General features: G+C 65.7%; 24 protein-coding genes and 1 tRNA gene. 12 read left to right on the top strand and 13 right to left on the bottom strand.

The window, feature by feature from the left end; translation table 11 throughout:
- Window positions 1–12: 12 nt before the first annotated feature.
- The 3 genes from BKK80_RS19280 to BKK80_RS19270 all read left to right on the top strand — a co-directional run bounded on the left by BKK80_RS19280 (window position 13) and on the right by BKK80_RS19270 (window position 1,779).
- Window positions 13–507 carry a ClpXP protease specificity-enhancing factor gene (locus BKK80_RS19280; RefSeq protein ID WP_071015851.1) on the top strand — a complete coding sequence of 165 codons (495 nt, stop codon included), beginning with the start codon at window positions 13–15 and terminating at the stop codon, window positions 505–507.
- A 58-nt stretch (window positions 508–565) separates the two neighbouring features.
- A tRNA-Thr gene (locus BKK80_RS19275) sits at window positions 566–641 on the top strand.
- A gap of 97 nt (window positions 642–738) precedes the next feature.
- On the top strand, window positions 739–1,779 hold the full coding sequence (locus tag BKK80_RS19270; RefSeq protein ID WP_071070538.1) for a tyrosine-type recombinase/integrase: 1,041 nt from the start codon (window positions 739–741) through the stop codon (window positions 1,777–1,779).
- Between the two features lie 17 nt (window positions 1,780–1,796).
- Here the strand turns inward: BKK80_RS19270 and BKK80_RS19265 are convergent, their stop codons facing one another.
- Window positions 1,797–2,795, bottom strand: coding sequence for a hypothetical protein (locus BKK80_RS19265; RefSeq protein ID WP_157903252.1), 999 nt, complete (start codon window positions 2,793–2,795; stop codon window positions 1,797–1,799).
- Between the two features lie 103 nt (window positions 2,796–2,898).
- Between BKK80_RS19265 and BKK80_RS19260 the strand changes: the two genes are divergently transcribed.
- From BKK80_RS19260 to BKK80_RS19250, 3 genes are all read left to right on the top strand, one after another.
- Window positions 2,899–3,135, top strand: coding sequence for a hypothetical protein (locus BKK80_RS19260; RefSeq protein ID WP_071070533.1), 237 nt, complete (start codon window positions 2,899–2,901; stop codon window positions 3,133–3,135).
- The gene (locus tag BKK80_RS19255; RefSeq protein ID WP_071070531.1) at window positions 3,132–3,746 is read left to right on the top strand and encodes a helix-turn-helix domain-containing protein; all 615 of its coding nucleotides are present in this window, start codon (window positions 3,132–3,134) and stop codon (window positions 3,744–3,746) included. The genes BKK80_RS19260 and BKK80_RS19255 overlap by 4 nt, the downstream gene beginning before the upstream one ends.
- Window positions 3,747–5,573: 1,827 nt before the next feature.
- Window positions 5,574–6,467, top strand: coding sequence for a TIR domain-containing protein (locus BKK80_RS19250; RefSeq protein ID WP_071070529.1), 894 nt, complete (start codon window positions 5,574–5,576; stop codon window positions 6,465–6,467).
- Between the two features lie 238 nt (window positions 6,468–6,705).
- Here the strand turns inward: BKK80_RS19250 and BKK80_RS36525 are convergent, their stop codons facing one another.
- The 3 genes from BKK80_RS36525 to BKK80_RS19240 form a co-directional block, all read right to left on the bottom strand.
- On the bottom strand, window positions 6,706–7,419 hold the full coding sequence (locus tag BKK80_RS36525; protein ID WP_157903251.1) for a hypothetical protein: 714 nt from the start codon (window positions 7,417–7,419) through the stop codon (window positions 6,706–6,708).
- The gene (locus BKK80_RS36520; RefSeq protein ID WP_157903250.1) at window positions 7,416–8,339 is read right to left on the bottom strand and encodes a hypothetical protein; all 924 of its coding nucleotides are present in this window, start codon (window positions 8,337–8,339) and stop codon (window positions 7,416–7,418) included. Before BKK80_RS36520 ends, BKK80_RS36525 begins: the two co-directional genes overlap by 4 nt.
- A 475-nt stretch (window positions 8,340–8,814) precedes the next feature.
- Complete coding sequence (locus BKK80_RS19240; RefSeq protein ID WP_236903700.1) at window positions 8,815–10,068, bottom strand: outer membrane beta-barrel protein; 1,254 nt, start codon at window positions 10,066–10,068, stop codon at window positions 8,815–8,817.
- 859 nt (window positions 10,069–10,927) lie between these two features.
- On the opposite strand from BKK80_RS19240, the gene BKK80_RS19235 reads away from it, so the two are divergent.
- Window positions 10,928–11,173 carry a hypothetical protein gene (locus BKK80_RS19235; protein WP_071015849.1) on the top strand — a complete coding sequence of 82 codons (246 nt, stop codon included), beginning with the start codon at window positions 10,928–10,930 and terminating at the stop codon, window positions 11,171–11,173.
- A 36-nt stretch (window positions 11,174–11,209) separates the two neighbouring features.
- Here the strand turns inward: BKK80_RS19235 and BKK80_RS19230 are convergent, their stop codons facing one another.
- A complete protein-coding gene (locus BKK80_RS19230; RefSeq protein ID WP_418235899.1) occupies window positions 11,210–12,211 on the bottom strand; it encodes a Bug family tripartite tricarboxylate transporter substrate binding protein in 1,002 nt (333 codons plus the stop codon).
- A gap of 112 nt (window positions 12,212–12,323) precedes the next feature.
- On the bottom strand, window positions 12,324–13,835 hold the full coding sequence (locus BKK80_RS19225; RefSeq protein ID WP_071037820.1) for an amidase: 1,512 nt from the start codon (window positions 13,833–13,835) through the stop codon (window positions 12,324–12,326).
- Window positions 13,836–13,955: 120 nt separating this feature from the next.
- On the opposite strand from BKK80_RS19225, the gene BKK80_RS19220 reads away from it, so the two are divergent.
- On the top strand, window positions 13,956–14,867 hold the full coding sequence (locus tag BKK80_RS19220) for a LysR family transcriptional regulator (RefSeq protein ID WP_071015843.1): 912 nt from the start codon (window positions 13,956–13,958) through the stop codon (window positions 14,865–14,867).
- 9 nt (window positions 14,868–14,876) lie between these two features.
- Here BKK80_RS19220 and gcvA read toward each other — a convergent pair whose 3' ends face one another.
- A complete protein-coding gene (gcvA, locus tag BKK80_RS19215; protein ID WP_071037822.1) occupies window positions 14,877–15,788 on the bottom strand; it encodes a transcriptional regulator GcvA in 912 nt (303 codons plus the stop codon).
- Between the two features lie 148 nt (window positions 15,789–15,936).
- Here gcvA and BKK80_RS19210 point away from each other — a divergent pair, with 148 nt between their 5' ends.
- Complete coding sequence (locus tag BKK80_RS19210) at window positions 15,937–16,788, top strand: EamA family transporter (RefSeq protein WP_071070525.1); 852 nt, start codon at window positions 15,937–15,939, stop codon at window positions 16,786–16,788.
- 56 nt (window positions 16,789–16,844) lie between these two features.
- Here BKK80_RS19210 and BKK80_RS19205 read toward each other — a convergent pair whose 3' ends face one another.
- The 4 genes from BKK80_RS19205 to BKK80_RS19190 form a co-directional block, all read right to left on the bottom strand.
- A complete protein-coding gene (locus tag BKK80_RS19205; RefSeq protein WP_071070523.1) occupies window positions 16,845–17,162 on the bottom strand; it encodes a TonB-dependent receptor in 318 nt (105 codons plus the stop codon).
- 107 nt (window positions 17,163–17,269) lie between these two features.
- Window positions 17,270–17,833 (bottom strand): ester cyclase, encoded by a 564-nt coding sequence (locus BKK80_RS19200; RefSeq protein ID WP_071015836.1) that lies wholly within the window; start codon window positions 17,831–17,833, stop codon window positions 17,270–17,272.
- Between the two features lie 36 nt (window positions 17,834–17,869).
- Window positions 17,870–18,859: a polysaccharide deacetylase family protein gene (locus tag BKK80_RS19195; RefSeq protein ID WP_071070521.1), complete on the bottom strand. Its 990-nt coding sequence runs from the start codon at window positions 18,857–18,859 to the stop codon at window positions 17,870–17,872.
- 178 nt (window positions 18,860–19,037) lie between these two features.
- Window positions 19,038–20,006, bottom strand: a complete 969-nt coding sequence (locus BKK80_RS19190; protein WP_162287348.1) for a LysR family transcriptional regulator — start codon at window positions 20,004–20,006, stop codon at window positions 19,038–19,040.
- A gap of 150 nt (window positions 20,007–20,156) precedes the next feature.
- Here BKK80_RS19190 and BKK80_RS19185 point away from each other — a divergent pair, with 150 nt between their 5' ends.
- A complete protein-coding gene (locus BKK80_RS19185) occupies window positions 20,157–21,167 on the top strand; it encodes a tripartite tricarboxylate transporter substrate binding protein (protein ID WP_157903249.1) in 1,011 nt (336 codons plus the stop codon).
- Between the two features lie 2 nt (window positions 21,168–21,169).
- Window positions 21,170–21,538, top strand: coding sequence for a tautomerase family protein (locus BKK80_RS19180; protein ID WP_071015831.1), 369 nt, complete (start codon window positions 21,170–21,172; stop codon window positions 21,536–21,538).
- Window positions 21,539–21,575: 37 nt separating this feature from the next.
- Here BKK80_RS19180 and BKK80_RS19175 read toward each other — a convergent pair whose 3' ends face one another.
- Complete coding sequence (locus tag BKK80_RS19175) at window positions 21,576–22,070, bottom strand: M48 family metallopeptidase (protein ID WP_071070932.1); 495 nt, start codon at window positions 22,068–22,070, stop codon at window positions 21,576–21,578.
- Between the two features lie 55 nt (window positions 22,071–22,125).
- Window positions 22,126–22,350, bottom strand: coding sequence for a hypothetical protein (locus BKK80_RS19170; RefSeq protein WP_071015829.1), 225 nt, complete (start codon window positions 22,348–22,350; stop codon window positions 22,126–22,128).
- A gap of 259 nt (window positions 22,351–22,609) precedes the next feature.
- Between BKK80_RS19170 and ettA the strand changes: the two genes are divergently transcribed.
- Window positions 22,610–24,277, top strand: a complete 1,668-nt coding sequence (gene ettA, locus BKK80_RS19165) for an energy-dependent translational throttle protein EttA (protein ID WP_071015828.1) — start codon at window positions 22,610–22,612, stop codon at window positions 24,275–24,277.
- Window positions 24,278–24,459: the final 182 nt, after the last annotated feature.

Below are 24,459 nucleotides of genomic sequence, written 5' to 3'. Positions count from 1 at the left end.
ACTGGAAGCACCATGCCTGAAACCTCCACCAAGCCCTACCTGGTCCGCGCCATCTACGAATGGTGCACCGACAACGGCTTCACGCCGTACATCGCGGTCTTCGTCGACGCCAACACCAACGTGCCGCGCGAGTTCGTCAAGAACAACGAGATCGTGCTCAACGTCAGCTTCGACGCCACCAGCGGCCTCGACATGGGCAACGAGTGGATCACCTTCAGCGCCCGCTTCGGCGGTGTCTCGCGCAAGATCGACGTGCCGGTCGAGAACGTGCTCGCCATCTACGCCCGCGAGAACGGCCAGGGCATGGCCTTCCCGGTGGAGCGCAGCGTGCCCGAGACCCAGGCCGCCACGGAGCGTGAAAACAACCCGCCGCCCAAGCTGGCGCCGGTCGGCAGCGACAGCGCGCCCGCCCCGCAAGGCAGCGGCGATGGCAACGGCGACGACGATCCCAACCCGCCCGTGCCCCGCATCGGCGGCAAGAAGCCTGCCTTGAAGGTGGTGAAGTAAGCCAGCCTTCCTCACAAGCCGCCCGGCATGCAGTAGAATGGCGGGCTGCACCACATTTGCCGGCTTAGCTCATCAGGTAGAGCAGTTGATTTGTAATCATCAGGTGGCGGGTTCGAGTCCTGCAGCCGGCACCAATAAATTCAAGGGGTTACGTGAATTTCACGTGACCCCTTGTGCTTTCTGGGCGTTGAAAAGTACATTTTCGGTACAGTCAGCTCTCAGAACAGGTACATGGCGACCATCGTCAAGACGCCTTCCGGCACGTGGAAGGCGGTCATTCGCAAGCTCGGCTGGCCGACCACGGCCAAGACCTTCCGCACCAAACGCGATGCCGAAGATTGGGCTCGAAGCACCGAGGACGAGATGGTTCGGGGCGTGTATCTATCCCGCGCACCGTCTGAGAAGCTGACTGTCGCCGGCGCGTTGAAGCGCTACATGGAAGAGGTCTCTGTCACAAAGAAGCCGACGACCCAGCGCAGCGAACGTTTTACGGCCCAGCACTTGGAAGCGTTTTTCGGGAAGTACTCGATGGCGGCCGTCAGCGCCGACCTGGTTGCCAAATATCGTGACGAGCGACTGGCGGCGGGAAAAGCGAACAACACGGTGCGCATCGAGCTCGCCATGCTGGGCCACCTGTTCCGAACGGCCATTCAGGAATGGGGCATCGGTCTGACCTTTAATCCTGTCGCCAACATTCGCAAACCGAGTCCTGGTCCGGGCCGCAGCCGACGTCTCAACCTCGACGAGCAGCAGCGACTGTTTGCGGCAGTCGACGGTCACAGCAACCCAATGCTTGGTTGGATTGTTCGCTTCGCGGTAGAGACCGGTATGCGCTCGTCGGAGATCACGGGGCTACGCCGTTCGCAGATTGACTTGCAGCGGCGCGTCGTTGGCCTCAGCGACACGAAGAATGGTTTTGCGCGCCTGGTACCGCTGACCCGCGTAGCTGCGGGGATCTTGCAACTTGCGATGGATAATCCGTTACGCCCTCTCGATACCGATCTGGTCTTCTTTGGCGAGCCTGGGGCCAACGGCCACCGAAAGCCCTACGTCTTTCAGAAGCTCTGGAGGCGAATCACAAGCGACGTAGGACTGGCGGACCTACATTTCCACGATCTTCGTCATGAAGCGGTCAGCAGGCTCGTGGAAGCAGGGCTAAGCGATCAGGAGGTTGCTGCGATCAGTGGTCACAAGTCAATGCAGATGCTGAAGCGCTACACGCATCTTCGAGCCGAAGATCTTGTTTCGAAGCTTGATCGCCGGTTGGCATAGTAATGGGGGATCCCGGCTCACCTTTTGAAGGTATAGGCTGACCATTGCGCCAAAGGTGCGTATCGACGTGCCTGGTGTGGTTTCCAGTCGAGCAGATACCAGAACGGGTTCTCGACGAACATGCCCACGTTGAATGCGCCATAGGCCTTGTAGTGTTCTTGAACTGCGCGACGGTAACCTCCGTCTTCGGAGATGCGCTGCTCTTCAAGTCCCACGATGTAACTGGACAGGTCATCGAAGACTCCCCACGCGCGCAGCCAGGGATAGTGCTCCGCAAGCGCTAGCCTGACGCAGAGATAGGCCCTGAGTCCATGGCAATAGCGGCTGCCGTGCGCCTCTTGGAGCCGGTAGACCACAATTGCACGTCCCAGGTCCGCGGTTGTAAGTGCTACTCCGCTGTCATAGTTGCCGTAAAGATACATTTCAAGGTGTGTGAGTACATCCTCGAAATCGGCCGCAGCTCCCCAATCTCCGTCGTACTCCCTGTCGGGTGGATAGAGCTTCCAAAGTCGGTCCAGTGCGCCCTCGTGTCCCCATAGGGCTATCCAAAGGTTGCTCGGCCCGTGTTGAAACAGTTCGAGCGCGCTCAGCGGCTCCTCGCGTGCGCGTTTGTCTTGTGGCTGCGCTGGTCTCGGATAGTCGGGGGTTACCGACAATCGTTTGGTAGACGCCACGGTCACCGTGTAGTACCGGGAGTCAGGGAACAGCTCATCTAGGAAGTCCAGCGACTCTCTCGTCAACGACGCATCGCCTGCGTAGTTCCTTCTCCATTTGCGGGACCGTTGCGTACCCCACTCAATCAAAGGGTGTCGCTCGGACATCGTTTGGTCGAACCATCGAGCAAACTGATCGACGTTGTCAGCGCACGTGGTCCGGAAAAGAAGATCGTGCATTGTCGCCACAGTGCGAATCCGGTCTCGCAACCGGTCATCGCGGCCTTTCGTCGTGCCGAGAGGTCTGCCGCGCTTTGGCTTGAGAGCTATACCGGGGTAGATGTTGTTGGATCCTTCTTGCATTGCCTGTGTGGAGGCGGAATTTCTTTTACCCCTGAATGTAGCGCAATCTGGAGAAGAATATCGACACCAACCGCAATCGTGCGATGCATAGAGGAGTCGATCGTTGACAGCAACCTTTGCCACCTTGAAAGACAAGTACTCAGTGCTGCTGACGCTTACGCAGCTCGCAGAGATTCTCGATCGCAGCCCGGACGGGCTGCGCATCAGCTTGACCACGTCACGATCGGCGTGGGCCCGCAGTATCAATGCGACGAAGATCCACATCGGTAGGCGTATGTACTTCCGTACGGAACAGATCGCCAGGCTGATCGACGAAGAATTCTCAGCATCCAACGGATGAATGCCGTCGCACTAGGCTCGGACGAGAACCTTCGTGCCGAGACCACGTGGTTCCACGTATTCCGCTCGATGTTCTCGTCGCGCGATGCGGCGCGCATGGGCCCATATGCCGTCACGGTGTACTTAGTGATCAAGGCACACGCCAACTTCAATACCGGCAACTCGTTCCCGTCGATCGACGTAATCGCTGATGAGACTGGCATCAGTAGGAGCCAAGTGATTCGGGTTCTAAAGGTGCTGGAGACCTTCGGCTACCTCAAGCGGACCAGAGCCGGGCGAAAGAACGAGTATCGGCTTCGCGAGCAGGTGTCCATTCGTGATGGGAGCGGCCGGCAGGCCGCCGTCGCAACCTGGGATTACCTTCCGACTACCGTTCAAGCAGCGATGGCTGATCTGAAAAATCTCATATTGTCCGGAGACTTCTCTGGATCGCGGGTGGTTCATATCGAACGCTTGCAGATCAACGTCACACAAGCGGCCGGTGATGTCATAACAATAAATTCTGGGGACTTTGACGGGCTGCCGCGGGAGATGCGCGAGGCCCTGCTTTCGCTGCATACCAAGCTCGTGCGAAGCGAGGCGGCGGAAGAAGTTGTACACAGCTCTGACTGATACGTGTCCAGTAGACACCAATCATCGTTGGATCAGTGCCTGGCAGGCACTCATTGGGTGCTAATTGGTACCTGCCAGACACCCTAACAAGATAGATCTTCTATTTAATAGATGGCGAGGCAGGGCGGATGCGCCTGTGGATAACTGGAGATCCAAGCGAGGCCTGTAGGACGCAAAGGAGCAGTAGTCGCCGTGGGGGGGGGCGCTCCGATTCGAGCAGTCGTCTTTGATGTTCTCAGAGCGCTCGTTGAAATCGGCTCCAAGCGCCGACCATTCGCAAAGCATGCGCGAGTGGCTCGTGATCCACGTGTGGCCCTGCACGTTGTTCTAACGACGCCACTGGGACTGAGGCAAGCCGCGCACGTGTTCGATTGCCATGCTATCGGATGAAGGCTAGCCATATACTTCGCGGAAGGTGCCAATGCCGTCTTGTCGGCGACGGCAGGGGGAGCGCACATGCGGCCGGCCGATAGGGAAAGACGGCTACTTTGAAGCGGTTGCAACATTAGGAACTGGCCAACGTGGGAAGCAGAATTCGAGAAGCAATGAAAGAGACCATGGCTGATCTCAAGGCTGGTCTGCGTGGAACCGGTGCCGGAGAGGCCGCCAGGAGCCACTGGGCAGCGGGCAGGCCAATTTACGTTGGTGATCCAGCCTATCCCGGTCAGGTCGTGCGTTGGTATCCAGACGGCCGAAGAGAGTTGATGGAACTCGATCTTGGGCGAGGCGAGTTGGTTGTGGTGACTGAGTTGGAGCCACGCCCTCTGCCTGAGTATGGCAAACCAGGGAAGACCTAACGCATCCCTAACAGTCACTTAACACCGGCTTAGTAAATACTTAACAAAAGCTTAATGCAGACCTAACAGGAGTCGGGCGAGCTAGGGCCGGCAGCGTGCAAATCTTGGGGTTCCTTCGGTGAGAGGTGAGCCCATCATGCGCCCAACAAGCGGTCGGAGTGGAACATAAAGAGTGTGGCACACGGATGCCTTCAACTATGTCTAATTAATTGATTTTTAGTTGATTTCTGCGTGCTCGTATGGCGCGGCGGAACGTAGAGAAGTGTTCGGATCCGAGCACAAAGCATCAGGAGGTATTGTCGAAGGACCAATGCGCCAAGCCTGAGGCGGTGCACCAATACGCGTAGTTTGGGCACAGTCATGCGAAGAATTGGCACTAGGTTGAGTCAACAATGGGGCACATTCAGGTGAGCGGCAAGCTCAATCGGAACTGGTTCAGAGGGCTATCTGGCGATCCCGGCACTGCAATAGAGGTCCAAGGCCCAAGAAACTGCGGGTTCCTTTTGCTTTTTGTTAAGAATAAATGCATCGATGCTCGCCGATCGCATAGGGGGCACGCCGTACCGCGAAATATGGTCTGTTGGGGACGGCCTCCCTACCTTTCACCCAATTTCTATCCGCGTCATGTACTCAATTCGTTGATCTGTACTAATTGGGTTCAAAAGCAGGATTTGGATTGGGAAAATTGAGGACAATGAGACACTTCTCTCTTGGCCTCGTGCCAGCATGGCGTGTGCGGCACACGTGCGGATGTATAGATTGGGTGAAAGGTCCTCAGTCACAGAGGCGCCAAGCTAAGAGCATAGTCGCTGAGAATCTTGGCCCAGCTTTGGCACGCCGAAGCAGCGAGCATGAAATACTCTGGACGTTGACCGTTGTCGCCAGAATTGACGAGAGGTGGCGATGAGTCTCAATCGGCAGCCTGGGCTCGGTTGCTAGCCTTCACGCTAGGACTGCCCTCGCTCTATCCCGGCCACCCGGCTCTGTTGTATATGATAATGCACCTCATAGGTCATAATTTGGAGGCCCCATGGCCACACGCCGTCCTGCCACAACTTCTACGGTCGAGCCCAAGCTCCAACTGACACCGGCAGCGATTGAGCGCGGCATTGAACGCTTGGAGGAGCGCATCGGCGCGCTGGAGACTTTCGACGTCATGACGCTCTCGAAAGGCAATAGCCCTGAGTTGAGTGCACTGTCCGCCGCCATCAAAGATACTTTGGAGCGTTGTTTTGGTGAGCGCACATCTGCATACAATCGATTTCAGGGTGCCGCGAGCCTGAGTTGGTTTCCAAGCGTCATGAGTGTGGGTGGGTACGGCCCATCGCCGAGTGAGTATCAAGCAGGCGTCGAGCGGAGTATTAGCCAATCGGTTGCGCTACTGAGAGAGGCCCAACGTGTGCTGCGCGAGGATCTTACCGATGTGACCGGCAATGCAGAGGCGTCAGCCACCGCGATTTCTGCGCTCATCAAGCCTCTCTCCCGCCGCGTGTTTGTGGTCCACGGCCATGATGAGGGTGCACGCGAGACCGTCGCTCGCTTTTTGGACAAGATAGGTTTTGACCCGATCATCTTGCACGAGCAGGCGAGCCAGAACCGCACTGTCATTGAGAAGATCGAGGCCTATGACGACGTCGGTTTTGCCGTCGTACTCCTCACCCCCGATGATGAGGGCCGTGCAAAGGAGGGCGAGCTCCAGCCGCGCGCCCGCCAGAATGTGCTACTTGAGCTCGGCTATTTCATGGGCCGTCTTGGGCGAGGCAAGGTTTGCGCGCTAAAACGCGGTGAAGTCGAAATTCCGAGTGACTTTGCTGGTGTGGTATGGGTGGCCATGGATGTTGGCAACGGCTGGAAGCAAGCGCTGGGCCAGGAACTGCAGGCGGCGGGTTATGACGTTGATTGGAACAAGGTAATGCGGCCGTGAGCCTAGCGTTTGGCGCGGGGGCAAGGGCAGTTGGCTACATGAGCGGCAGCGCAATGTACTGCAGTGGTTCCTCAACGATGGCGGCGGCACCTAGAGTGAATTGAATACCGAGACGTACATGTAAGTGAGTGGCTTTGGGTTGTCGCGGCGAGTAGCGTGTGCAGTCGTACCAAAGCATACCGCCTCTTGCAAACTAAAAGAGCCCGCAAGTGCGGGCTCTCCGAATATACAAAAAGGATCAAGCTAAGGCAGCTACTGCCGCGTAATGACTGCGACGCTCCTTAACTATCTCGGGCATGTATTTGTTCTTCTGGTCTTCGTTGCCCAAGCCGAGCCTGTCGTAAACGGATCCACCGATGCCAGGAACAACATTCTCCCCGTCTTTATCAGTATCTGTGGCAAACCAGACGTATTCGAATTTGCTCGCAATACCACTTGGGAACTCATCCTCCAGGCGCTTCTCAGCTCCCTCAAGCATCACCGGCGCAACAACAAAAATCTTACTTGGCTCAGCCTTTGAGATGGCGCGAGTCAAGTTTGTTTTAACTACGCAGGCGCCAGATATAATTGACTTAACAATTATAAAAACAGTTCCCTCTGGGTCGAAAACCTCTTTGTATTGGCGAAGAACTGGGGAAATTGACACGCCACTCTCGCGCACCTTACCATTCCAAAGGCAAAGCATACGAGTCTTTTGCGAGAGCCCTTGATCGGCCAAGCCTTCCAATACACCTCGGGCCAAAAAGTCCGCATCCTCTACCGTGCACACAACGCAGATGTCGTGATCGTCTGGCGTCCCAAGCCTGGGTTTCAATCCCAGAGCGAGGTGTGCTCCCAGCGCCCGCATAGCGTCGCGATACTGAGCAACGTCTGCGCTCTTCGAAACAAGAACGTCAAGCAGCGCTTGGGCGTCCTTATCGTCCTTTACGAAGGGTGAATACGTTCTGCTCATAGTAGGTCCCAGAAGGCATCGAAGTTACTGGGTGCATTTTTGATCACTCTTTTTTGGAAGCGAGCAAACTCTTCGGTTCCGCAATCGTGAGGAAAAATGCCCGATGTGCCACTCGAATACCAGCTAAAAAAACCTCTCTTGACACTGTACTTGAGGTCGTTTACCGCGGCAAGTGCTGCAACGAACCCAGGGCTGAGGTGCTCTACCCCATCAGTGATCGGAAAGGTTCGCAATAGTTGTGGAGATTGTTTTCCTGCGCGAGCAAGTAGCTCTCCGATAGAGCATTGCCCGTCAGTTTCAATCCAGCTCAGAAGAATTGCTTGGAACGTTTCCGAAAGTTCATCTAGTTCAGGCTCCTCGGCTCGAGTCAGATGCGCCAAGGTTCTCTGGATCTCCTTGTCCTCCAGCACCAAGCGATTGGCCGTCGTTGCATATGGGAATAGGCGGACAGACGAATAAGGCTCAATGTTGTCGGGGATGCAGTTCCTCAGCTTCTCAGCCAATTCCGAATCCGATACAACAAGCTCCATCCTAGGATCTGGCTTTCCCGTCGCAGCGGCAAGATCGTGCTGCATTGCGAAGTCGCCTGCGATCGGATGCTCTCCGCCACTCCAAGTTACCGACGGCGAGTTCTTGCATTGCGAGTGTTGCGTCTCGGCAACACTCGATAGAACTAGATCGTCAACAAATCCAACTGCTTGCCCCTCGATTTTTGGCCAATCCGGCTTCTTGCCACCAATTTTGACGTGCTCGGCAGCAATCTCGGCAACCCGAAGCGTCGCGAAGTAGTCTTCATAGCGAGTCCCCTTCTTCCCGCTTTGGCCACCTCGGTGTTTGTTTCGCGCATAGGACAGCGACGCCTCACCGAACAACTCTAGGATCTTGGCCTCAATAGCGGCAGCCGGAGCATCGATCGTCATTCGCGCGCGGTCCGAAGTCGAAAAATAACTTGATAGTGTAACTGAGTCACGTTGAAGGCACAATGATGAGTTCTTTGCCGACAGGCCTTAGGTAGCGAGGATCCGCCGACTTATGGCGCTGCGGAGTGGTGGGGGATCCGACGTTCTTATGATCCAATCGTTCGTGTCCGGCGAGCTCCCGGTTTGGGGGGAGCAACCTAGTAGCAGGTACGACATCAGTACAGACGTCAGCTGTTCCTGCCTTCACTCGTCTACGCTAAGTTACTGAATATAAAGCACTTTCGATTTCGCTCTCTTATCCTAAGTTGCGCTTAAAAATCAGTAACTTATTGATTTAGTTGAAAATTTGTAATCATCAGGTGGCGGGTTCGAGTCCTGCAGCCGGCACCAATTCCGAAGCGGCCCCGAGTTTCTCGGGGCCGTTTTGCTTTCCTGGCCCGGCGCATGACGCCGGCGAACCGAGCCGCTGCAGGCGCTACATCAACATCCCCACCTCCAGCACCCCCCGCACCTGCCCGCGCCGGTTGCCGTCCGCGCCGAACGCCAGTCCGGGCGCCGTCTTGCGCGCGCCCACGTAGGACAGTTCGACCCGCGCGAAGAAGCGCTGGTACTGGTAGGTCGGCGTCAGCGTCAGCGACCACGCCGCGCTGCCCGGGCCGTACAGCAGGTTGGCGGCGCCGCTTGCGGCATCGCCGGTGGAGGCGATGTACTCCAGCCGCAGCGGCAGCTTGAAGCCGGGCAGGCGCAGGGCGGCGGGCGTGGCGGCGTTGCCGAAGTCGTAGCTCATCAGCAGCGCGGCACCGTAGGTGGAGGCGGCGCCGGTGCCTTGCGTGGGCAGGCTGGGCACGTGGGTGAACTGCACATAGGGCTGCAGCGTCCAGGCCCCCTGGGTGTGCGCATAGATCAGGTTGTAGATCTGCTGGTTGTTCTGCAGCACTGGGGTGGCGGTGGTGGAGACATCGCTGCGGCGGGTGCTGGCGCCGCCGCTGAAGGTGAGGGTATTGCTGTCGTCGAAGGCGTAGCTGGCCAGGGCCGAGACCCAGTTGTAGCGCTGCGAGTAGAAGCCGTCGTTGACGGACGCCGACAGGGTCAGCGGGCCCGAGGCGTAGTTGACCTGTACGCCGCGATTGACGGCGTTCTCCTGGTTCCACAGCAGGCCACGCTGGATGTTGAGATTCTGGAAGGTGAAGGTGCTTTCCGCACCGATCAGCGTCGGCAGCTTGCCGGCCTGGATCGACAGGCTGTCGCTCAGTGCGAGCTTGAGGTAGCCCTGCGGCACGGCGTTGAACAGGGCGGGAGTGGCGCGGTCCGCGCGCTGGTAGGGCACGCCGAGCACGGGCACCGAGTAGTAGCCGGCCTGCAGGAAGAACTGCAGCATGCCGTCGGCCTTGTTGACGAAGACCTGGGCATTGCCCAGGTCGGCTTGCCAGGTGTGGTCGTTGGCGGTGGCGTGGCTCTGTCCCTGGACCAGGCCGCTGACGATGCCGCCGAACCAGAGCGGGCCCAGCGGGCCGGCGTCGACCCGGACCGGCGCGGCGCTCAGCGTGCTGGCGATCGACGGTTGCAGCGCGGGCGTGGCTGGCGCGGTGGGCTCGGTGGGCGCGGGTTCTGCCGTTGCGGGCTGTGCGGTGGGCATGGTGGCGTCCTGCGCGCGGGCCGCCGGGCTGGCGCCCAGGATGGCCAGCGCGACGGCGGTTGCGGCGCAGGAGGAGGTAAGAGGGATCTTCATGGATGGCTTCCTTCGTGATGGCAGCGGCTGCGGCGCGGCTTGCACCACGCCGGTGGCGAGGTTCGCCGCGGCGTGTGCAGGCGCACCGGGCTGGTGCGGATCCCCGCGGCGGCGCAAGCGTCGTGCCATTGGCGGACACCGTGATCATCGCTCAGCCTGCCATGCCGCGCCCCGCCTGGCTTGCCGGGCAGGCGGATTTAAACGACTGCCATCCATGCGATTTCATCGCTTGACGCCGCCACGCGGAGACCCTGCCGGACGCAGGCGATGCGCGCGCCTGGCGTGCCTGCCATGGCATGCGCCATAGGCCGCGGCAGGTGCGACGGCAGCCGAGACGGCAGGCGCGCCACGCTGTAGCTGCCGTCATGCACCACGTGGGCCCATGCGCCATGTCCCCAACCGGTGCATGCGCGCAGCGACTGGAGCGTATGCGTATTCGTCGTTTCTTGTCGTGCACGCGACGTCCTACACTGCCTGCATCGGAGGCGGCATGGCGCGCTGAAGTCGATCAGCCCAGGCCCGCTCCGAGCGCCAAGCCTACATCATGCATCCGCAACGCTCCGTCGTGATGGCAGTGGCCGAGGCTCTTCCCGCAGCCCGCACCGCCCCCGCAGTTCGCCCCGTCGTTCCGTCTCCTTTCCCGCACGCGGTCTCGTTCCGCTCAGCCGTCGCGCTGGGGCCCGGCACCCGTCGCACTGCGCCGGGCCGAACCGGCTCCGCCTGATCCCGCTTCACCGCCGGCCCGCGGCAACGTGTCCGGACCGTGCGCCAGCAGCATGGCGCGCGCGGGCGTGGCCGGCTTCCGGGGTGACGCGCGTCCGGCGCGTCCGTTTCCCTTTACCTTAGCCAAGACCTCATCGTGAAATCCTTTCTTCTGATCGGCGCCGCATTGGCCGCCGCTTCCGTCTCGTTCTCCGCCGTGGCCGGCCCCGACTTCTACATCATCGAGAAGGGGCGCGATGCCAAGCGCGCGGTGCAGCGTGCGGAAGCCGCGCAGGCAGCGCAGGCCTCCCAGGCCGTGCCGGCTCCGCAAGCCGCGCCGGCAACGCAGCCGCCCCTGACCTCCGTCACGCCGCGCGGCGTGGTGTATCGGCGCGGGGGCTGAACGGCGCGCACCGGCGAGCAGTGGCGCCGCCGTCGTTCAATCCACCCGTATCGCCGCCCGCGCCGCCACCGCCCGCATCTGCGGCAGTTCGCGCTCGACGCGCTGGCGCACGGCCGCGCCGTCGCCGTAGGCCGGGCTCAGGCCCAGTTCGACCATGCGTTGCCTGGTCTGCGGCGCGGTGGCGACGTCGGCCAGCGCCTTCTCCAGTTTCTGCTGTACCGGCTGGGGCAGTCCCGCCGGCGCCAGCAGCGCGAACCAGGTGCCCATCTCGAAGCCGGGGTAGCCGCTTTCGGCCACCGTGGGTACTTGCGGCAGCGATGGCAGGCGCTGGGATGACAGCACCGCCAGCGGCTTGATCTTGCCGCTCTGGATCAGGGGCTGGGTGGCGACGATGGTATCGACCGCCACCGGCACCTGGCCGCCGGCCAGCGCGGTGAGGCTGGGTGCGCTGCCGTTGAAGGGCACGTGCACCATGCGGATGCCGGCGGCGGATTTGAGCATTTCGCCGCCGAAGTGGACCGAGGAGCCGGTGCCGAAGGAGCCGTAGGAGAACTTGTCCGGTTCGGCCCTGGCCTGGGCGACGAGATCCTTGAGCGAGTTGACGGGTACCGCGGGATTGGCCACCAGCACCAGCGCCATGTCGGCCACCAGGCCCAGCGGGGTGAAGCTCTTGACGGGGTCGTAGGCCAGGTTCTGGCGGATGGCGGGGTTCAGCGTCAGCGTGGTGCTGGCGGCCAGCAGCAGGGTGTAGCCATCGGGCGGCGACTTGGCCAGCACGGTGGCGCCGACCACGGTGCTGGCGCCGGGTTTGTTTTCCACCACCACCGTCTGCCCCAGTTTCTCGCCCAGGCCGACCGCCAGCAGGCGGCCCAGCACATCGGTGGCGCCGCCGGCGGCGAAGGGGATCAGCAGCTTGATCGGCCGCGTCGGGTAGGCGGCGTCGGCGCGCGCGCCGAGCGGGACTGCGGCGCACAGGGCGCCCAGCGTGCACAGGACGGCCAGTGCGCGCAGGCGGGGGCGGGGTACTGCGGTCGTCATCTTCGTCATGTCGGACTCCTGCCGGCGGGGGATGGGGGAAGCGAAAGCAGTCGGTATCGGCGGGGGCGGGACGGTCGCCGGCGTGCTTGCCGCCACCCGTCCCTGTCCGTGCTCAGCCCAGCAGCGGGCTGGCGACGCGCGCGTAGCCGCTGGCCTGGTCGTAGGCGTGGCCGAGCTGCAGCACCGCGGCGTCGGCCTGCGCCGGGCCGATGATCTGCAGCCCGCAGGGCAGGCCGCCGGGGCCGAAGCCCGCCGGTGCGGACAGCACCGGCAGTCCTGCCATGGTGGCCGGCACCACGGCCTGCATCCAGCGGTGGTAGGTATCCATGGCGCGCCCGTCGATGGCCTTGGGCCAGTCCCAGTCCACCGGGAAGGGGAAGACCTGGGTGGCCGGCATGACCAGGAAGTCGACGCGCTCGAACAGCGTGCGCAGCGCCTGGTACCAGGCGCTGCGCACGCGCGCCGCGTCGTAGACCTGCATGGCGCCCAGGGCGAGGCCGCGCTCGATCTCCCAGACCGCTTCCGGCTTGAGCAGGGCGCGCTTGGCCGGGTCGTGGTACAGCGCCGCGTTGGCGCCCGCCACCGAGAAGCTGCGCAGGTCGATCCAGGCGCGCCACAGGCTGTCCAGGTCGAAGGCCGGCTGCACCGGCTCGACGTGGCAGCCGATGGTACGGAAGTGGGCCAGCGCCGCCGCGCAGGTGTCGAGCAGGCCGGGTTCCGTCGGCAGGTGGCCGCCGAGGTCGCCCAGCCAGCCGATGCGGGTGCCGCGCAGGTCGCGCTCCAGCGCGGGCGCGAAGCTGCCGGGGGTCTCGGCGCGGCGCGTCAGCGGCAGGCGTGCGTCGAAGCCGGCCTGCACCGACAGCAGCAGCGCCAGGTCGGGGATGTTGCGCGCCATCGGGCCGGCCACGCTGAACTGCTGGAAGAACACTTCTTCGGTGGGGCCGTGCGGCACGCAGCCGAACGAGGTGCGCAGGCCGTAGACGTTGTTGAAGGCGGCCGGCGTGCGCAGCGAGCCCATCATGTCGGAGCCGTCGGCCACCGGCAGCATGCGCAGCGCCACCGCCACGCCGGCGCCGCCGCTGCTGCCGCCGGCCGAGCGGCCGGGGTCGAAGGCATTGCGGGTGGCGCCGTAGATGGGGTTGTAGGTATGGCCGCCGAGGCCGAACTCGGGCGAGTTGGTGCGGCCGACGAAGAGCGCGCCGCCGGCGCGCATGCGCTCGAACACCACGGCATCGGCGGTGGGCACATGGTCGCGGAACACCGGCGAGCCCTTGGTGGTGACCATGCCGGCCACCGGCATGATGTCCTTGGGCGCCTGCGGGAAACCGTGCAGCGGGCCGCGGCTGTGGCCGCGCGCCAGCTCGGCGTCGCGTTCGGCGGCCTGGGCCGCCAGCGCCTCGCGCGCGGCCGGCGCGACGATGGCGTTGACCAGCGGGTTCAGGCGGTCGATCTGCGCCAGGTAGGCGTCGAGCACCTCGGCGCACGACACCTCGCGCGCGTGGATGGCGTGCGACAGGGCGACGGCGTCGAGGGCGACGATGGTGCTTCCGGTGCCACCTTCCGGAGCGGCATTCGGGGTCGGGCGGGCGTGTGCTGCGGTGGCGGCGGGGGCGGTGGCGGTCATGCGGTCAGGGTGCGGTGCGCGTGGCGATGCAGAACAGCATAGGGACGGCCGAGGGTTTCGACAATCGAGGATTTTTCCAAATATCATTGCATTTCACGCAAACCTGGACGTGGCCGCGCCATGCTCTCGAACCAACTGCAGGACACCGCCCTGCGCTACTTCCTCGAGGTGGTGCGCAGCGGCTCGCTGAGCGAGGCCGCGCTGCGCCTGAACGTGACGGCCTCGGCCGTCAGCCGCCAGGTGGCGGCGCTGGAGGCCTTGCTGGGCGTGCCGCTGTTCGAGCGCCGGCCGCGCGGCATGGTGGCCAGCGCGGCCGGCGAACTGCTGGCCGCCTTCGCCCTGCGCGGAGCGCTGGAGGCCGACCGCGTGGTGGCGGAGATCCAGGCCCTGCAGGGGCTGCGGCGCGGGCGGGTGCGCGTGGCGAGTTCGGCGGGCTTCGCCATCGAGTTCCTGCCGCGCGCCATCGCGGTCTTCCGCGAGCGCTTTCCGGGTCTGCAGTTCCACGTGCGGGTGGCGAGTCCCGCCGAGGCCACCGCCATCGTACTGCGTGGCGAGGCCGATATCGGCATCACCTACAGCCGCGCCACCGAGCAGGGCATCCGCGTCGAGCACCGCCAGCCGGCCCCGGTGATCGCCATCATGCGGCCCGACCATGCGCTGGCGCGCTTTCGCTCGGTGTCGCTGGCGCAGATGCAGGCCTACCCGCTGGCGCTGCCGGAGGGCGACAACACCGTGCGCCAGCTGTTCGACCTCGCCTGCGGCGAGCGCGGCATCGTCTTCGAGCCGGTGCTGGTGACCAACCATTTCGAGACCCTGACCAACTTCGTGGTGCATGGCGGCGGCCTGTCGATCTCCGGCGAGGTCACCGTGCGCGATCGCGTGCGCCGCGGCGAGTTGCACGCGGCCGAGATCCGCGAGCGCGGCATGCGCGGCCGCGCCATCGAGCTGCAGACCCTGAACGGGCGCACCTTGCCGGAGGGCGTGCGCGCCTTCCTGGACTTCCTGCGCGAGCAGCTGGCGCCGCCGCGCTGAGCGGAATGCCTAGCTGCCCCGGCTTTCCCCGGCGGCATCGCCTTCCTCCACCAGCCACTGCGCGAAGGCTTGCACGATGGCGTCGCCGGCCTTGTGCTGCGGCAGGTAGCAGCAATAGCTGCGCGAGGGCAGGCGCAGGTCCGGGAACGGTGCCACCAGCCGCCCCGCGGCCAGGTCTTCGGCCACCAGCGCGGTAGGGCCCATGGCCACGCCGATGCCGTCGAGCGCGGCCTGCAGCGTCAGGTAGAAATGGTCCAGCGTCAGCGCGGCGGCCGGCGCCAGCTCCGGCACGCCGGCCGCGGCCAGCCAGTCGTCCCAGGCGCGCGGCAGCGTGGAGGCGTGCAGCAGCGTGTGCCGGCACAGGTCGGCGGGCACCGCCAGCGGCGCGTGCGCCGGCAGCGCGGGGCTGCATACCGGCAAGCGCTGCTCGGCCAGGAAGGGCTGCATGGTGTAGCCGTAGAAGGTGTCCGGCCCGCCGCGGATGATCACGTCATAGGCTTCGCGCAGCGCGTCGACCGGCTCGTTCGAGGTGTCGACGCGCACGTCCGCCTGCGGATGGCGCTGGCGGAAACGCTCCAGCCGGGGCACCAGCCAGCGCAGCGCGAAGGTGGCCACGCTGCTGACGCGCAGCACGGTGCGCGTGCGCGCTGCGCCGCGGCCGTAGCGGCTGGTGGCCGAGGCGATGCGGTCGAAGGCCGGGCCGATCTCGGCGAGGTAGGCGGTGGCCGCCGGCGTCAGCGCCACGCGCCGGTTGTGGCGTTCGAACAGGGGCTGGCCGAACCAGTCCTCCAATTGCCGCACATGCTGGCTGATGGCGCCCTGGGACACGTGCAGCTCGGTGGCGGCAGCCTTGAAGCTGCCCAGGCGGGCCGCGGCCTCGAAGGCGCGCAGCGCATTGAGCGGAGGCAGGGTGCGGGACATCGGGGTCGTCGTGCAGTCGGTGGCGGGGAGGGCAGGGGGTAGAGGCCGCAGCCTCGTATTAGTTTTTCTACTGTGGAGGGCCAAATTTACTGGTTTGCCGGGCCGGCTTCAAGCAGGGATACTGCAGCGAAACCCGAGGAGAGCCTGGATGTCCACCCCCATCGTCCTGCTGGTCTTGTGCGCCGCACTGCTGCACGCCGGCTGGAACGCCGCCGTCAAGGCCAGCGCCGACAAGGCGCTGGACATCGTGCTGGTGACCGGCGGCGCGGCGCTGCTGTCGGCCTTCGCGCTGCCCTGGCTGCCGGCGCCGCAGCCGCAGAGCTGGCCCCACCTGGCCGCCTCGGCGGGCATCCACGTGGTCTATTTCGCGCTGGTGGGCGCGGCCTACCGCCACGGCGACATGAGCTATGCGTACCCGTTGATGCGGGGCCTGCCGCCGCTGCTGGTGGCACTGGCCAGCGGCGCGCTGATCGGCGAGCACCTGCCGGCGGGCGCCTGGGGCGGCGTGCTGCTGATCTGCGGGGGCATCCTCAGCCTGATGCTGGTGTCCCGGCGCAGTGCCGCCGCGTCGCCCAAGGCGCGCGCCGCGACTGCTTTCGCGCTGGCCAATGCGGTGGTGATCGCCGGCTATACCTTCGTCGACGGCACCGGCGTGCGCCTGGCCGGCAGCGCCGCCGCCTATACCGGCTGGGTCTTCGTGCTGTGCGCGCTGCCGCTGCTGGGCTGGGCCCTGCTGCGGCGCCCGGCCGACCTGGGCCGCCACCTGCGCCAGCGCTGGTGCGTCGGCCTGCTGGGCGGCGCCTGCACCGCCGGCGGCTACGCCATGGTGCTGCTCGCCATGGCGCACGCGCCGGTGGCGATGGTGGCGGCGCTGCGCGAGACCGCGATCGTGTTCGGCATGGGCCTGTCGGCGCTGGTGCTGAAGGAGCGCTTCGGCCGCAGCCGCCACGCGGCGGCGCTGGCGATCCTGCTGGGGGCGGTGGTGCTGCGGCTGGCGTGAGGGGGTGATGGCGGGGCTGGCGGCTCCGGCCGGCGGCAGCGCCCGCCGGCCTCGGTTCAGAAGTCGATCCTGGCGTTCAGGCTGACGCTGCGCGGATCGCCCGGCTTGATGTAGTCGGCATACTGGAACTCCCCGTAACGGCGGTCGGCCAGGTTGGTGACGGCGGCGCGCAGCGTCACGTCGTAGCCGGACAAGCGCGTGGTGTAGCTCGCGCCGAGATGGAACACCATATAGCCCGGCACCGACAGGTTGCTGGCCTGGCGCAGCTGGGTGCAGCCCGTGAACTTGCCGTCGACGCCGACGCGCAGCCCCGGCACGAAAGGCACGCGGTAGCCCAGCCGCGCGGCGGCCACCACGCGCGGCGCGCCGGCCACGCAATTGCCGTCGTAGGCGCTGCCCTTGGCGTACCAGGTGTCCGGGACCGTCAGGCTGCCGCCCAGATGCCACTGCCCGATTGCCGTGCAACGTATTGCCGCCGACCCTATTGCCGCGCAGCCAGTCCCATCTGCTGCATCAGGCCGAGGTTGTCTTCCAGGTGCCAGTTTTCCGCGATGCGGCCTTCCGCGATCCGATACAGGTCGAAGGCCTGGAAGTCGATGGCCTGGCCCGCGCCGGCGGCCGTGCCGAAGTGGCCGGTGAAATGCCCGTGGAAGCGCAGGCGCACGGACACGCGGTCGCCGGCAATCACGACATCTTCCAGTTCGGCGCTCAGGTCGGGCACGGCAGCGCGGAACGCGAGCGACGCCTGCAGCGGGCCCTGCCTTCCCTGCGTGCGTCCGGGGGGCAGCGTGCGGTCGAGGAAGTCCGGGGCCAGTGCGGCCTCGGCATAGCGCGGCTCGCCGGTGTGCCAGAAGGTGGCGTAGCGGCGCGCGGCGAGCAGGGCCGGGTTCGCCGCTTCGAGGTCGGCGCCTGCGACGTGCAGCGGCAGGACCAGGTGGTCGTCCACGCCGGCCAATGCCGGCGCGGGGGCGGTTCCGCACAGGGTAAGGACGGCCAGGGCGCAGTGCGCGGCGACGCGGGCGGGATGCAGATGGCTAAGGGACATGATGGATTCCGGTAGGCGGGGAGGGCAGGGGAGGGTTCAAGCGGCAGGTACATCGCGCGCGCCGAGGATGAAGCGTGCGATCTCATCCTTGCGCAGGAACGCCACGCCAGGGTGCCCCTGCGCGTAGCGGATGAAGCGTTCCAGCGCCTGCACCCGCGCCGGGGTGCCGGAAATGCGGTCGTGCGCGCTGATGGACATCATGCGGCGGCGCGTCGCGCCTTCCGCGTAGAGCACGTCGAAATCGGCCTTCAGTTCGCCGAGAAAATCGTCCACGCTGGTGGCCGGCGAATCGAAGCGGACGATATCGTTGTTGCGCACCGTGTACGGCACCACTACGAAGGGCTTGCCACCGACCTGCAGTCGCGACGGTTCATCGCGGCTGAGGTCGTCGATGTGATAGAGGAAGCCGAGCGACTGCAGGATGGACAGGGTATGGGGCGAGCCGCGCATCCAGAACGCATTGAAACCGACCGGCCGCACGCCGGTGGCGCGCTCGATGCTGGCGATGCTCTGCACGTAACTGGCCCGCTCCTGCGCGGCGGACATGCTGTACTGCGGTTCCCAGGTCTGGCCATGGCCGGCGGCCTCATGCCCGCGCGCCACGATCTCGCGTGCAAGCTCGGGGTGGCGTTCCACCGCCTGGCCGACCATGTGGGACGTCACCGTGACCCCCGTGCGTTCCCACAGGTCCAGCAGGCGTGGAATGCCTTCGCGCACGCCATAGGCGTACCAGGTCTGCATGGGGTAGTCGGGATATCTGGGGTCCAGTGGCGGGAACGGTCCGCTGGCACCGCGCTCCGGCTGGGCGCCGGCCTCGAACTGCATGGAGATCGAGATCGCCAGGCGCGAGCCGCCGGGCCAGAACGGCCCACGGTCGGCTGGCGCGGTGGCGCGATGCGGCGATCCGCCGCCGGCGTCCTGTGCCTGGGCGGCGGCCAGCCCAGGCAAGGCGGCGCCCAGCAGCGCGGCCTGGCCGAGAAAGCGCCGGCGGGCGGGGGCTTCGGGATGAGAAGGAGTGGTAGGCATGGCGCACGTCCTGTTGGCTGGCCGCCGGGATGGCAGCCGATCGAGTGCGCACTGTAGATTTCAATCCCTGTTGGATAAAGATCGTTAAAAAAGGATATTTTTCAAATCAGGTTTGAAAGCGCGGCGCAACCACCGGCATTGACGTGCAGGTGCGCTGGCGCTGCGATACGCGGCTCGCTCAGCAAGATGTCACGAATCCGCCGGCGGCGGCACCCGCCACCGCCGTGCCCAGCATCTCGACAAAGGCAGATGCGGCAGCGCCGTCCGGGCGGCCGTGCCGGCGGTGCAGCGCCGCCGTACGCGTAAATCCCGGCAGTGCGAGCGGCAGATGCGCCAGTCCGGCGAAGCCGCCGCCGCGCGACCCCGCGACATGCAGCGCCAGCGGACTGGCCACTGTGTAAAGATTGCCGCCGAGCACGGCACGCAGCAGCGCGTCGACGCTGGGGCCTTCGAGCCGCGGGTGCAGCTGGACACCGGCGGCAGTCGCGGCGGCGTCGAGCTGGCGCCGCATGGCGAAGCGTCGCGGCAGCAGCGCGAGCGGCAGTGCGGCCAGCTCGCGCGGCGTCATGGCGGGCTCGGGCGCCGGCAGGCGTGGTGCGGGAGCGATCAGCGCCAATGTTTCGCGGAACAGGGCTGTGCGGGCGATGCGTTTCGGTACCGCATCGGCCAGGCGGGGGCCGGGGTGTTCGCGGAAGGCGAGGCCGAGATCGATCTGGCCATCCAGCAGCGCACGGTCGACCTCGGCGGCCGAGAACTCCGACACCTGCACTTCCAGTTCCGGGTGCGCGGCCAGCAAGGCCTGCACGGCGGGCATGACCAGCGCGGACAGATAGGTGTGGATGGCGCCGACGCGCAGTATGCCCGTCACCTGCCGGCGCGGCGCAGCCGCGCCGGCCACCACCCGCTCCAGTTGCTCGAGCACCGGCTCGAGCGCCTGCACCAGTTGCCGCCCCGCTTCGGTCAACTCCAGGGTGCGGCCGACGCGTGCGAACAGCGGAACGCCGAGCTGTGCCGCCAGCTCGCGCAGGTGCTGGGACAGGGCCGGCTGCGTCAGGCCGAGCGCATCGGCGGCCGCGGTCACGCCGCCATGGCGCGCCACCGCCATCAGACTGCGCAGCAGACGCAGGTCGAGTGCCGGATGGGCCATGCGCTGAATCATAAGAATTGATGATGGATTGAAAATCAATCGATCATTTTACGTGCCGAGGCGGTGCTGGTGAAATGCTGCTCGACGAAGGGGCTTGCAGACTGCGACCCCGCACAAGCCCGCACAAGCCCGCAGGCAAGGAGACCAGAATTGACTGCCACCCCGATCCGGCGCCGAGCCGTTCCACCCGCTCGCGCGGCCGTCCAGGCACTTGCCGTCTGCGCCGCCGCCCTTGCCGCCGCAGCGCCGGCAGCGGCGGCCTATCCCGAGCGGCCCATCCGCCTGGTGGTGCCGTATGCGCCAGGTGCCACCACCGACGCGCTGGCCCGGCTGGTGGGCCAGTCCTTGCAGGCGCGGCTCGGGCAGCCGGTCGTGGTGGAGAACCGGCCGGGTGCCGGAGGCACCATCGGCACGGACTATGCGGCCAAGGCACCGGCCGACGGCTATACGCTGCTGCTGGGCGCGGTCGGCCCGGTGTCGGTGGGGCGCGCCCTGTATCCATCGCTGCCATATGACCCGCAGCGCGATCTGGCCGGCGTCGGCCTGGTCGGCTCGGTGCCTTTCATCCTGGTGGCGGGCAAGCGCGGCCAGCGCCTGGCTTCCCTGCCGGCGCTTCTGAGCGCCGCACGCGCTGCGCCGGACACCATCGCCTATGGATCGGCCGGCAACGGCACGCCGCAGCACATCATCGGCGCCATGTTCGCGCAGGCGAGCGGCGTGCGCCTGCTGCATTCGCCCTACAAGGGCTCGGGGCCTGCCATCAACGACCTGCTGGGCGGGCAGATTGCGCTGATGTTCGACAGCCCGGTGCCGCTGCTGCCCCACATCCGCGCCGGCAGCGTGGTGCCGCTGGCGCAGACCGGCGCGCGCCGCTCCGCCTCCTTGCCCGACGTGCCTACGCTTGCCGAGCAGGGCATGCGCGGATTCGACGCCGCGCCCTGGTACGGCATCATGGTGCCGGCGGCCGTGCCGGCCGACATCGTGGTCCGGCTCAATCGCGAGCTCGATGCCGTGCTGGCCGAGCCGCAGGTGCGCCAGCGCCTGCTGGCCCTGGGGGTCGAAGCGCAGCCGCTCGATGTTCCGGCTTTCCGCCGCTTCCTGGCGCAGGCCCAGGCGCGCTGGACCGCAGCGGTCACCGCGGCGAACGTGAGGCCCGACTGAGCATGCCCCACCTGATCGTGGAAACCACGCGCGAGCTGGCCGGCAGCCTGGATTTCGGCGAGGTCTGCGCCACCCTGCACGGCGCGCTGGCCGCGACCGGGCATGTGCGCCTGGATGACCTGAAGAGCCGCTTGCTGGTTGCCGAGGCCGCCCTGACCGGCAACACGCCGGCCGACGGCTTCCTGGTGGTCCATCTGCTGATGACGCGGCCCAGGCCGGAGCCGGTGCAGGCCGAACTGGCCGCCCTGGTGCTGCGCCACTTCGAGGCAGCGGTTCGTGCGGCGGCACCGCAGGGAGTGGTGCAAGTGTGCGTTCTGCACCGGGCGGTGGCGCCGGGAGCCTATCGCAAGACCCTGGTGTCGCCAGCCTAGCCGTGCAATGGCCGCCGCATGGCGTGGGCCGCCGGGCTCAGTCCTGCGCCCGCTCCAGTTCGCGCCAGGCCAGGAACAGCCGCGCGTCGAACTCGAACTGGTGGTAGCGCGGCTCCATGTGCTCGCACAGGCGGTAGAAGGCCTTGTCGTGGTCGGCCTCCTTCAGGTGCGCCAGTTCGTGCACCACGATCATGCGCAGGAACTCGGGCGGGCCGTCCTTGAAGACGGCCGCCACGCGGATTTCCTTCTTGGCCTTGAGCTTGCCGCCCTGCACGCGCGAGATGGCGGTGTGCAGGCCGAGCGCGCGATGCGCGGCTTCCAGGCGGGGGTCGTAGCCGACCTTGTGCAGCGGCGGCGCGCTGCGCAGGTATTCCTGCTTGATGTCGTTGGCGTACGCGTAGAGCGCGCGGTCGGTCTGCACCGTGTGGCGCGCCGGGTAGCGCTGCGCCAGGTGCTCGCCGAGGCGGCCGGCGCCGACCAGCGCGCGCACCTGGTCGAGCAGGTCGGGCGGATAGCCGGCGAGAAAGCGCAGCGGGTCGCGCGCGGCCGGGCGCCAGGTGTCGTTCACGGCAGGCTTGGCGCGGCGGTCAGTGGTGGTGATGGTGGTGGTGCGCCCAGTTGGCGTCGAGCGAGTTGACGAAGGACTCGACGGCCTCCTTGTCGCCGGTGGCGTGGCGCATCAGTTCGCCGCACTTGCACCAGCCCTGGTAGGGCGTGATATGCGAGCAGGCGGAGACCTTCTGCAGGAACAGGGTCACGGGCTTCGTGCACTTCTTGCACTTGAAGGTCAGGGTGCGGGCGGGTTTGCTCATCGGGAGATCCGGAGGCCCGGCGGGGGCCGGGCGTCAGGCCCGGCGCGGCCGGTTCGGGGCGTGCCTGGGCGGGTTGCTGCGGGAAGGGTCTGGGTTGGCGCGGCGCGGGCCGGCGGGTGCTGCCGCGGCGCGGTGCGCGCAGCCGGCATTGTACCGGCTCGCGCCGGCCGCCGCGCGGGCCGCGCGCCCGCCCGGGCCGCGCGCCCGCCCGGCTTTGCTACACTGCCGCCATTCCCCAGCACCCAACCCGCGAATCCGCATGGCACAGTACGTTTTCACCATGAACCGCGTGGGCAAGATCGTTCCGCCCAAGCGTCACATCCTGAAGGACATCTCGCTGTCCTTCTTCCCCGGCGCCAAGATCGGCGTGCTCGGCCTGAACGGCTCGGGCAAGTCCACGCTGCTGAAGATCATGGCCGGCCTGGACAAGGACATCGAGGGTGAAGCCACGCCGATGCCCAACCTGAACATCGGCTACCTGTCGCAGGAACCGCAGCTAGACCCCGAGCAGACCGTGCGCGAGGCCGTGGAAGGCGGCCTGGGCGAAGTGTTCGAGGCGCGCAAGAAGCTCGACGAGATCTACGCCGCCTACGCCGAGCCGGATGCCGACTTCGACGTCCTGGCCGCCGAGCAGGCCAAGTACGAGGCCATCCTGGCCGCCAGCGACGGCAACAACGCCGAGCTGCAGCTGGAGATCGCCGCCGACGCACTGCGCCTGCCGCCGTGGGACGCCAAGGTCGGCCACCTGTCGGGCGGCGAGAAGCGCCGCGTGGCACTGTGCCGCCTGCTGCTGTCGCGCCCCGACATGCTGCTGCTGGACGAACCCACCAACCACCTGGACGCCGAGTCGGTGGATTGGCTGGAGCAGTTCCTGACGCGCTTCCCCGGCACCGTGGTGGCCGTCACCCACGACCGCTACTTCCTCGACAACGCCGCCGAGTGGATCCTCGAACTGGACCGCGGCCAGGGCATCCCCTGGAAGGGCAACTACAGCTCCTGGCTGGACCAGAAGGAAAACCGCCTGAAGCAGGAAGAGTCGACCGAATCGGCGCGGCAGAAGGCGCTGAAGAAGGAACTGGAGTGGGTGCGCCAGAACCCCAAGGGCCGCCAGGCCAAGTCCAAGGCGCGCCTGGCCCGTTTCGACGAGCTCAACAGCCAGGAATACCAGAAGCGCAACGAGACCCAGGAAATCTTCATCCCGGTGGGTGAGCGCCTGGGCAACGAGGTCATCGAGTTCAAGAACGTCACCAAGGGCTTCGGCGACCGCCTGCTGATCGACGATCTCAGCTTCACCGTGCCGCCGGGCGCGATCGTCGGCATCATCGGCCCGAACGGCGCCGGCAAGTCGACCTTCTTCAAGATGCTGACCGGCAAGGAGCAGCCTGACAGCGGCGAGATCAAGGTCGGGCCGACCGTGAAGCTGGCCTATGTCGACCAGAGCCGCGACGCGCTGGACGGCAGCAAGACCGTGTTCGAGGAAATCTCGGGCGGTGCCGACGTGCTGACCGTGGGCCGCTACGAGACCCCGTCGCGCGCCTACATCGGCCGCTTCAACTTCAAGGGCGGCGACCAGCAGAAGCAGGTGGGCTCGCTGTCCGGCGGCGAGCGCGGCCGCCTGCACATGGCCAAGACGCTGATCGCCGGCGGCAACGTGCTGCTGCTGGACGAACCGTCCAACGACCTCGACGTGGAAACGCTGCGCGCGCTGGAAGACGCGCTGCTGGAGTTCGCCGGCTGCGTGATGGTGATCTCCCACGACCGCTGGTTCCTGGACCGCATCGCCACCCACATCCTGGCCTTCGAGGGCGACTCGCACGTCGAGTTCTTCCCCGGCAACTACCAGGAGTACGAGGCCGACAAGAAGAAGCGCCTGGGCGAAGAGGCCGCCAAGCCGAAGCGCATCCGCTACAAGCCGATCGCGCGCTGAGCGCGGCCCCGGCCGGAAAGGGAAACGCCCTCGCTCACGCGAGGGCGTTTTTCATTGGGCGGCGCGGTTGTGGGCGCGGTTGTGGGCGCGGATGTGGGCCCGGCATGCGCACGCCCCAGCGATGGTTGGCTCCCCTTTCCCACTGGTGGGAGAGGGGCCGTGGGAGAGGGCAGGCACCCGCC

Source organism: Cupriavidus malaysiensis (assembly GCF_001854325.1).
Lineage (GTDB): Bacteria > Pseudomonadota > Gammaproteobacteria > Burkholderiales > Burkholderiaceae > Cupriavidus > Cupriavidus malaysiensis.
Note: the sequence above shows the minus strand (reverse complement) of the source record. Positions and strands in the feature narration are given on the sequence as shown.

What these genes read in the sequence shown, in the direction of transcription:
- BKK80_RS19280 (WP_071015851.1), top strand. Translation starts at nt 13, where the DNA reads ATGCCTGAAACCTCCACCAAGCCCTACCTGGTCCGCGCCATCTACGAA.
- BKK80_RS36520 (WP_157903250.1), bottom strand. Translation starts at nt 8,339, where the DNA reads ATGACGATCGATGCTCCGGCTGCCGCTATTGAGGCCAAGATCCTAGAG.
- BKK80_RS19225 (WP_071037820.1), bottom strand. Translation starts at nt 13,835, where the DNA reads ATGACCGCCACCGCCCCCGCCGCCACCGCAGCACACGCCCGCCCGACC.
- BKK80_RS19210 (WP_071070525.1), top strand. Translation starts at nt 15,937, where the DNA reads ATGTCCACCCCCATCGTCCTGCTGGTCTTGTGCGCCGCACTGCTGCAC.
- BKK80_RS19170 (WP_071015829.1), bottom strand. Translation starts at nt 22,350, where the DNA reads ATGAGCAAACCCGCCCGCACCCTGACCTTCAAGTGCAAGAAGTGCACG.
- BKK80_RS19195 (WP_071070521.1), bottom strand. Translation starts at nt 18,859, where the DNA reads ATGCCTACCACTCCTTCTCATCCCGAAGCCCCCGCCCGCCGGCGCTTT.
- BKK80_RS19265 (WP_157903252.1), bottom strand. Translation starts at nt 2,795, where the DNA reads ATGCAAGAAGGATCCAACAACATCTACCCCGGTATAGCTCTCAAGCCA.
- gcvA (WP_071037822.1), bottom strand. Translation starts at nt 15,788, where the DNA reads ATGTCCCGCACCCTGCCTCCGCTCAATGCGCTGCGCGCCTTCGAGGCC.
- BKK80_RS19255 (WP_071070531.1), top strand. Translation starts at nt 3,132, where the DNA reads ATGAATGCCGTCGCACTAGGCTCGGACGAGAACCTTCGTGCCGAGACC.
- BKK80_RS19190 (WP_162287348.1), bottom strand. Translation starts at nt 20,006, where the DNA reads ATGGCCCATCCGGCACTCGACCTGCGTCTGCTGCGCAGTCTGATGGCG.
- BKK80_RS36525 (WP_157903251.1), bottom strand. Translation starts at nt 7,419, where the DNA reads ATGAGCAGAACGTATTCACCCTTCGTAAAGGACGATAAGGACGCCCAA.
- ettA (WP_071015828.1), top strand. Translation starts at nt 22,610, where the DNA reads ATGGCACAGTACGTTTTCACCATGAACCGCGTGGGCAAGATCGTTCCG.
- BKK80_RS19250 (WP_071070529.1), top strand. Translation starts at nt 5,574, where the DNA reads ATGGCCACACGCCGTCCTGCCACAACTTCTACGGTCGAGCCCAAGCTC.
- BKK80_RS19230 (WP_418235899.1), bottom strand. Translation starts at nt 12,211, where the DNA reads ATGACGACCGCAGTACCCCGCCCCCGCCTGCGCGCACTGGCCGTCCTG.
- BKK80_RS19200 (WP_071015836.1), bottom strand. Translation starts at nt 17,833, where the DNA reads ATGTCCCTTAGCCATCTGCATCCCGCCCGCGTCGCCGCGCACTGCGCC.
- BKK80_RS19270 (WP_071070538.1), top strand. Translation starts at nt 739, where the DNA reads ATGGCGACCATCGTCAAGACGCCTTCCGGCACGTGGAAGGCGGTCATT.
- BKK80_RS19240 (WP_236903700.1), bottom strand. Translation starts at nt 10,068, where the DNA reads ATGAAGATCCCTCTTACCTCCTCCTGCGCCGCAACCGCCGTCGCGCTG.
- BKK80_RS19180 (WP_071015831.1), top strand. Translation starts at nt 21,170, where the DNA reads ATGCCCCACCTGATCGTGGAAACCACGCGCGAGCTGGCCGGCAGCCTG.
- BKK80_RS19220 (WP_071015843.1), top strand. Translation starts at nt 13,956, where the DNA reads ATGCTCTCGAACCAACTGCAGGACACCGCCCTGCGCTACTTCCTCGAG.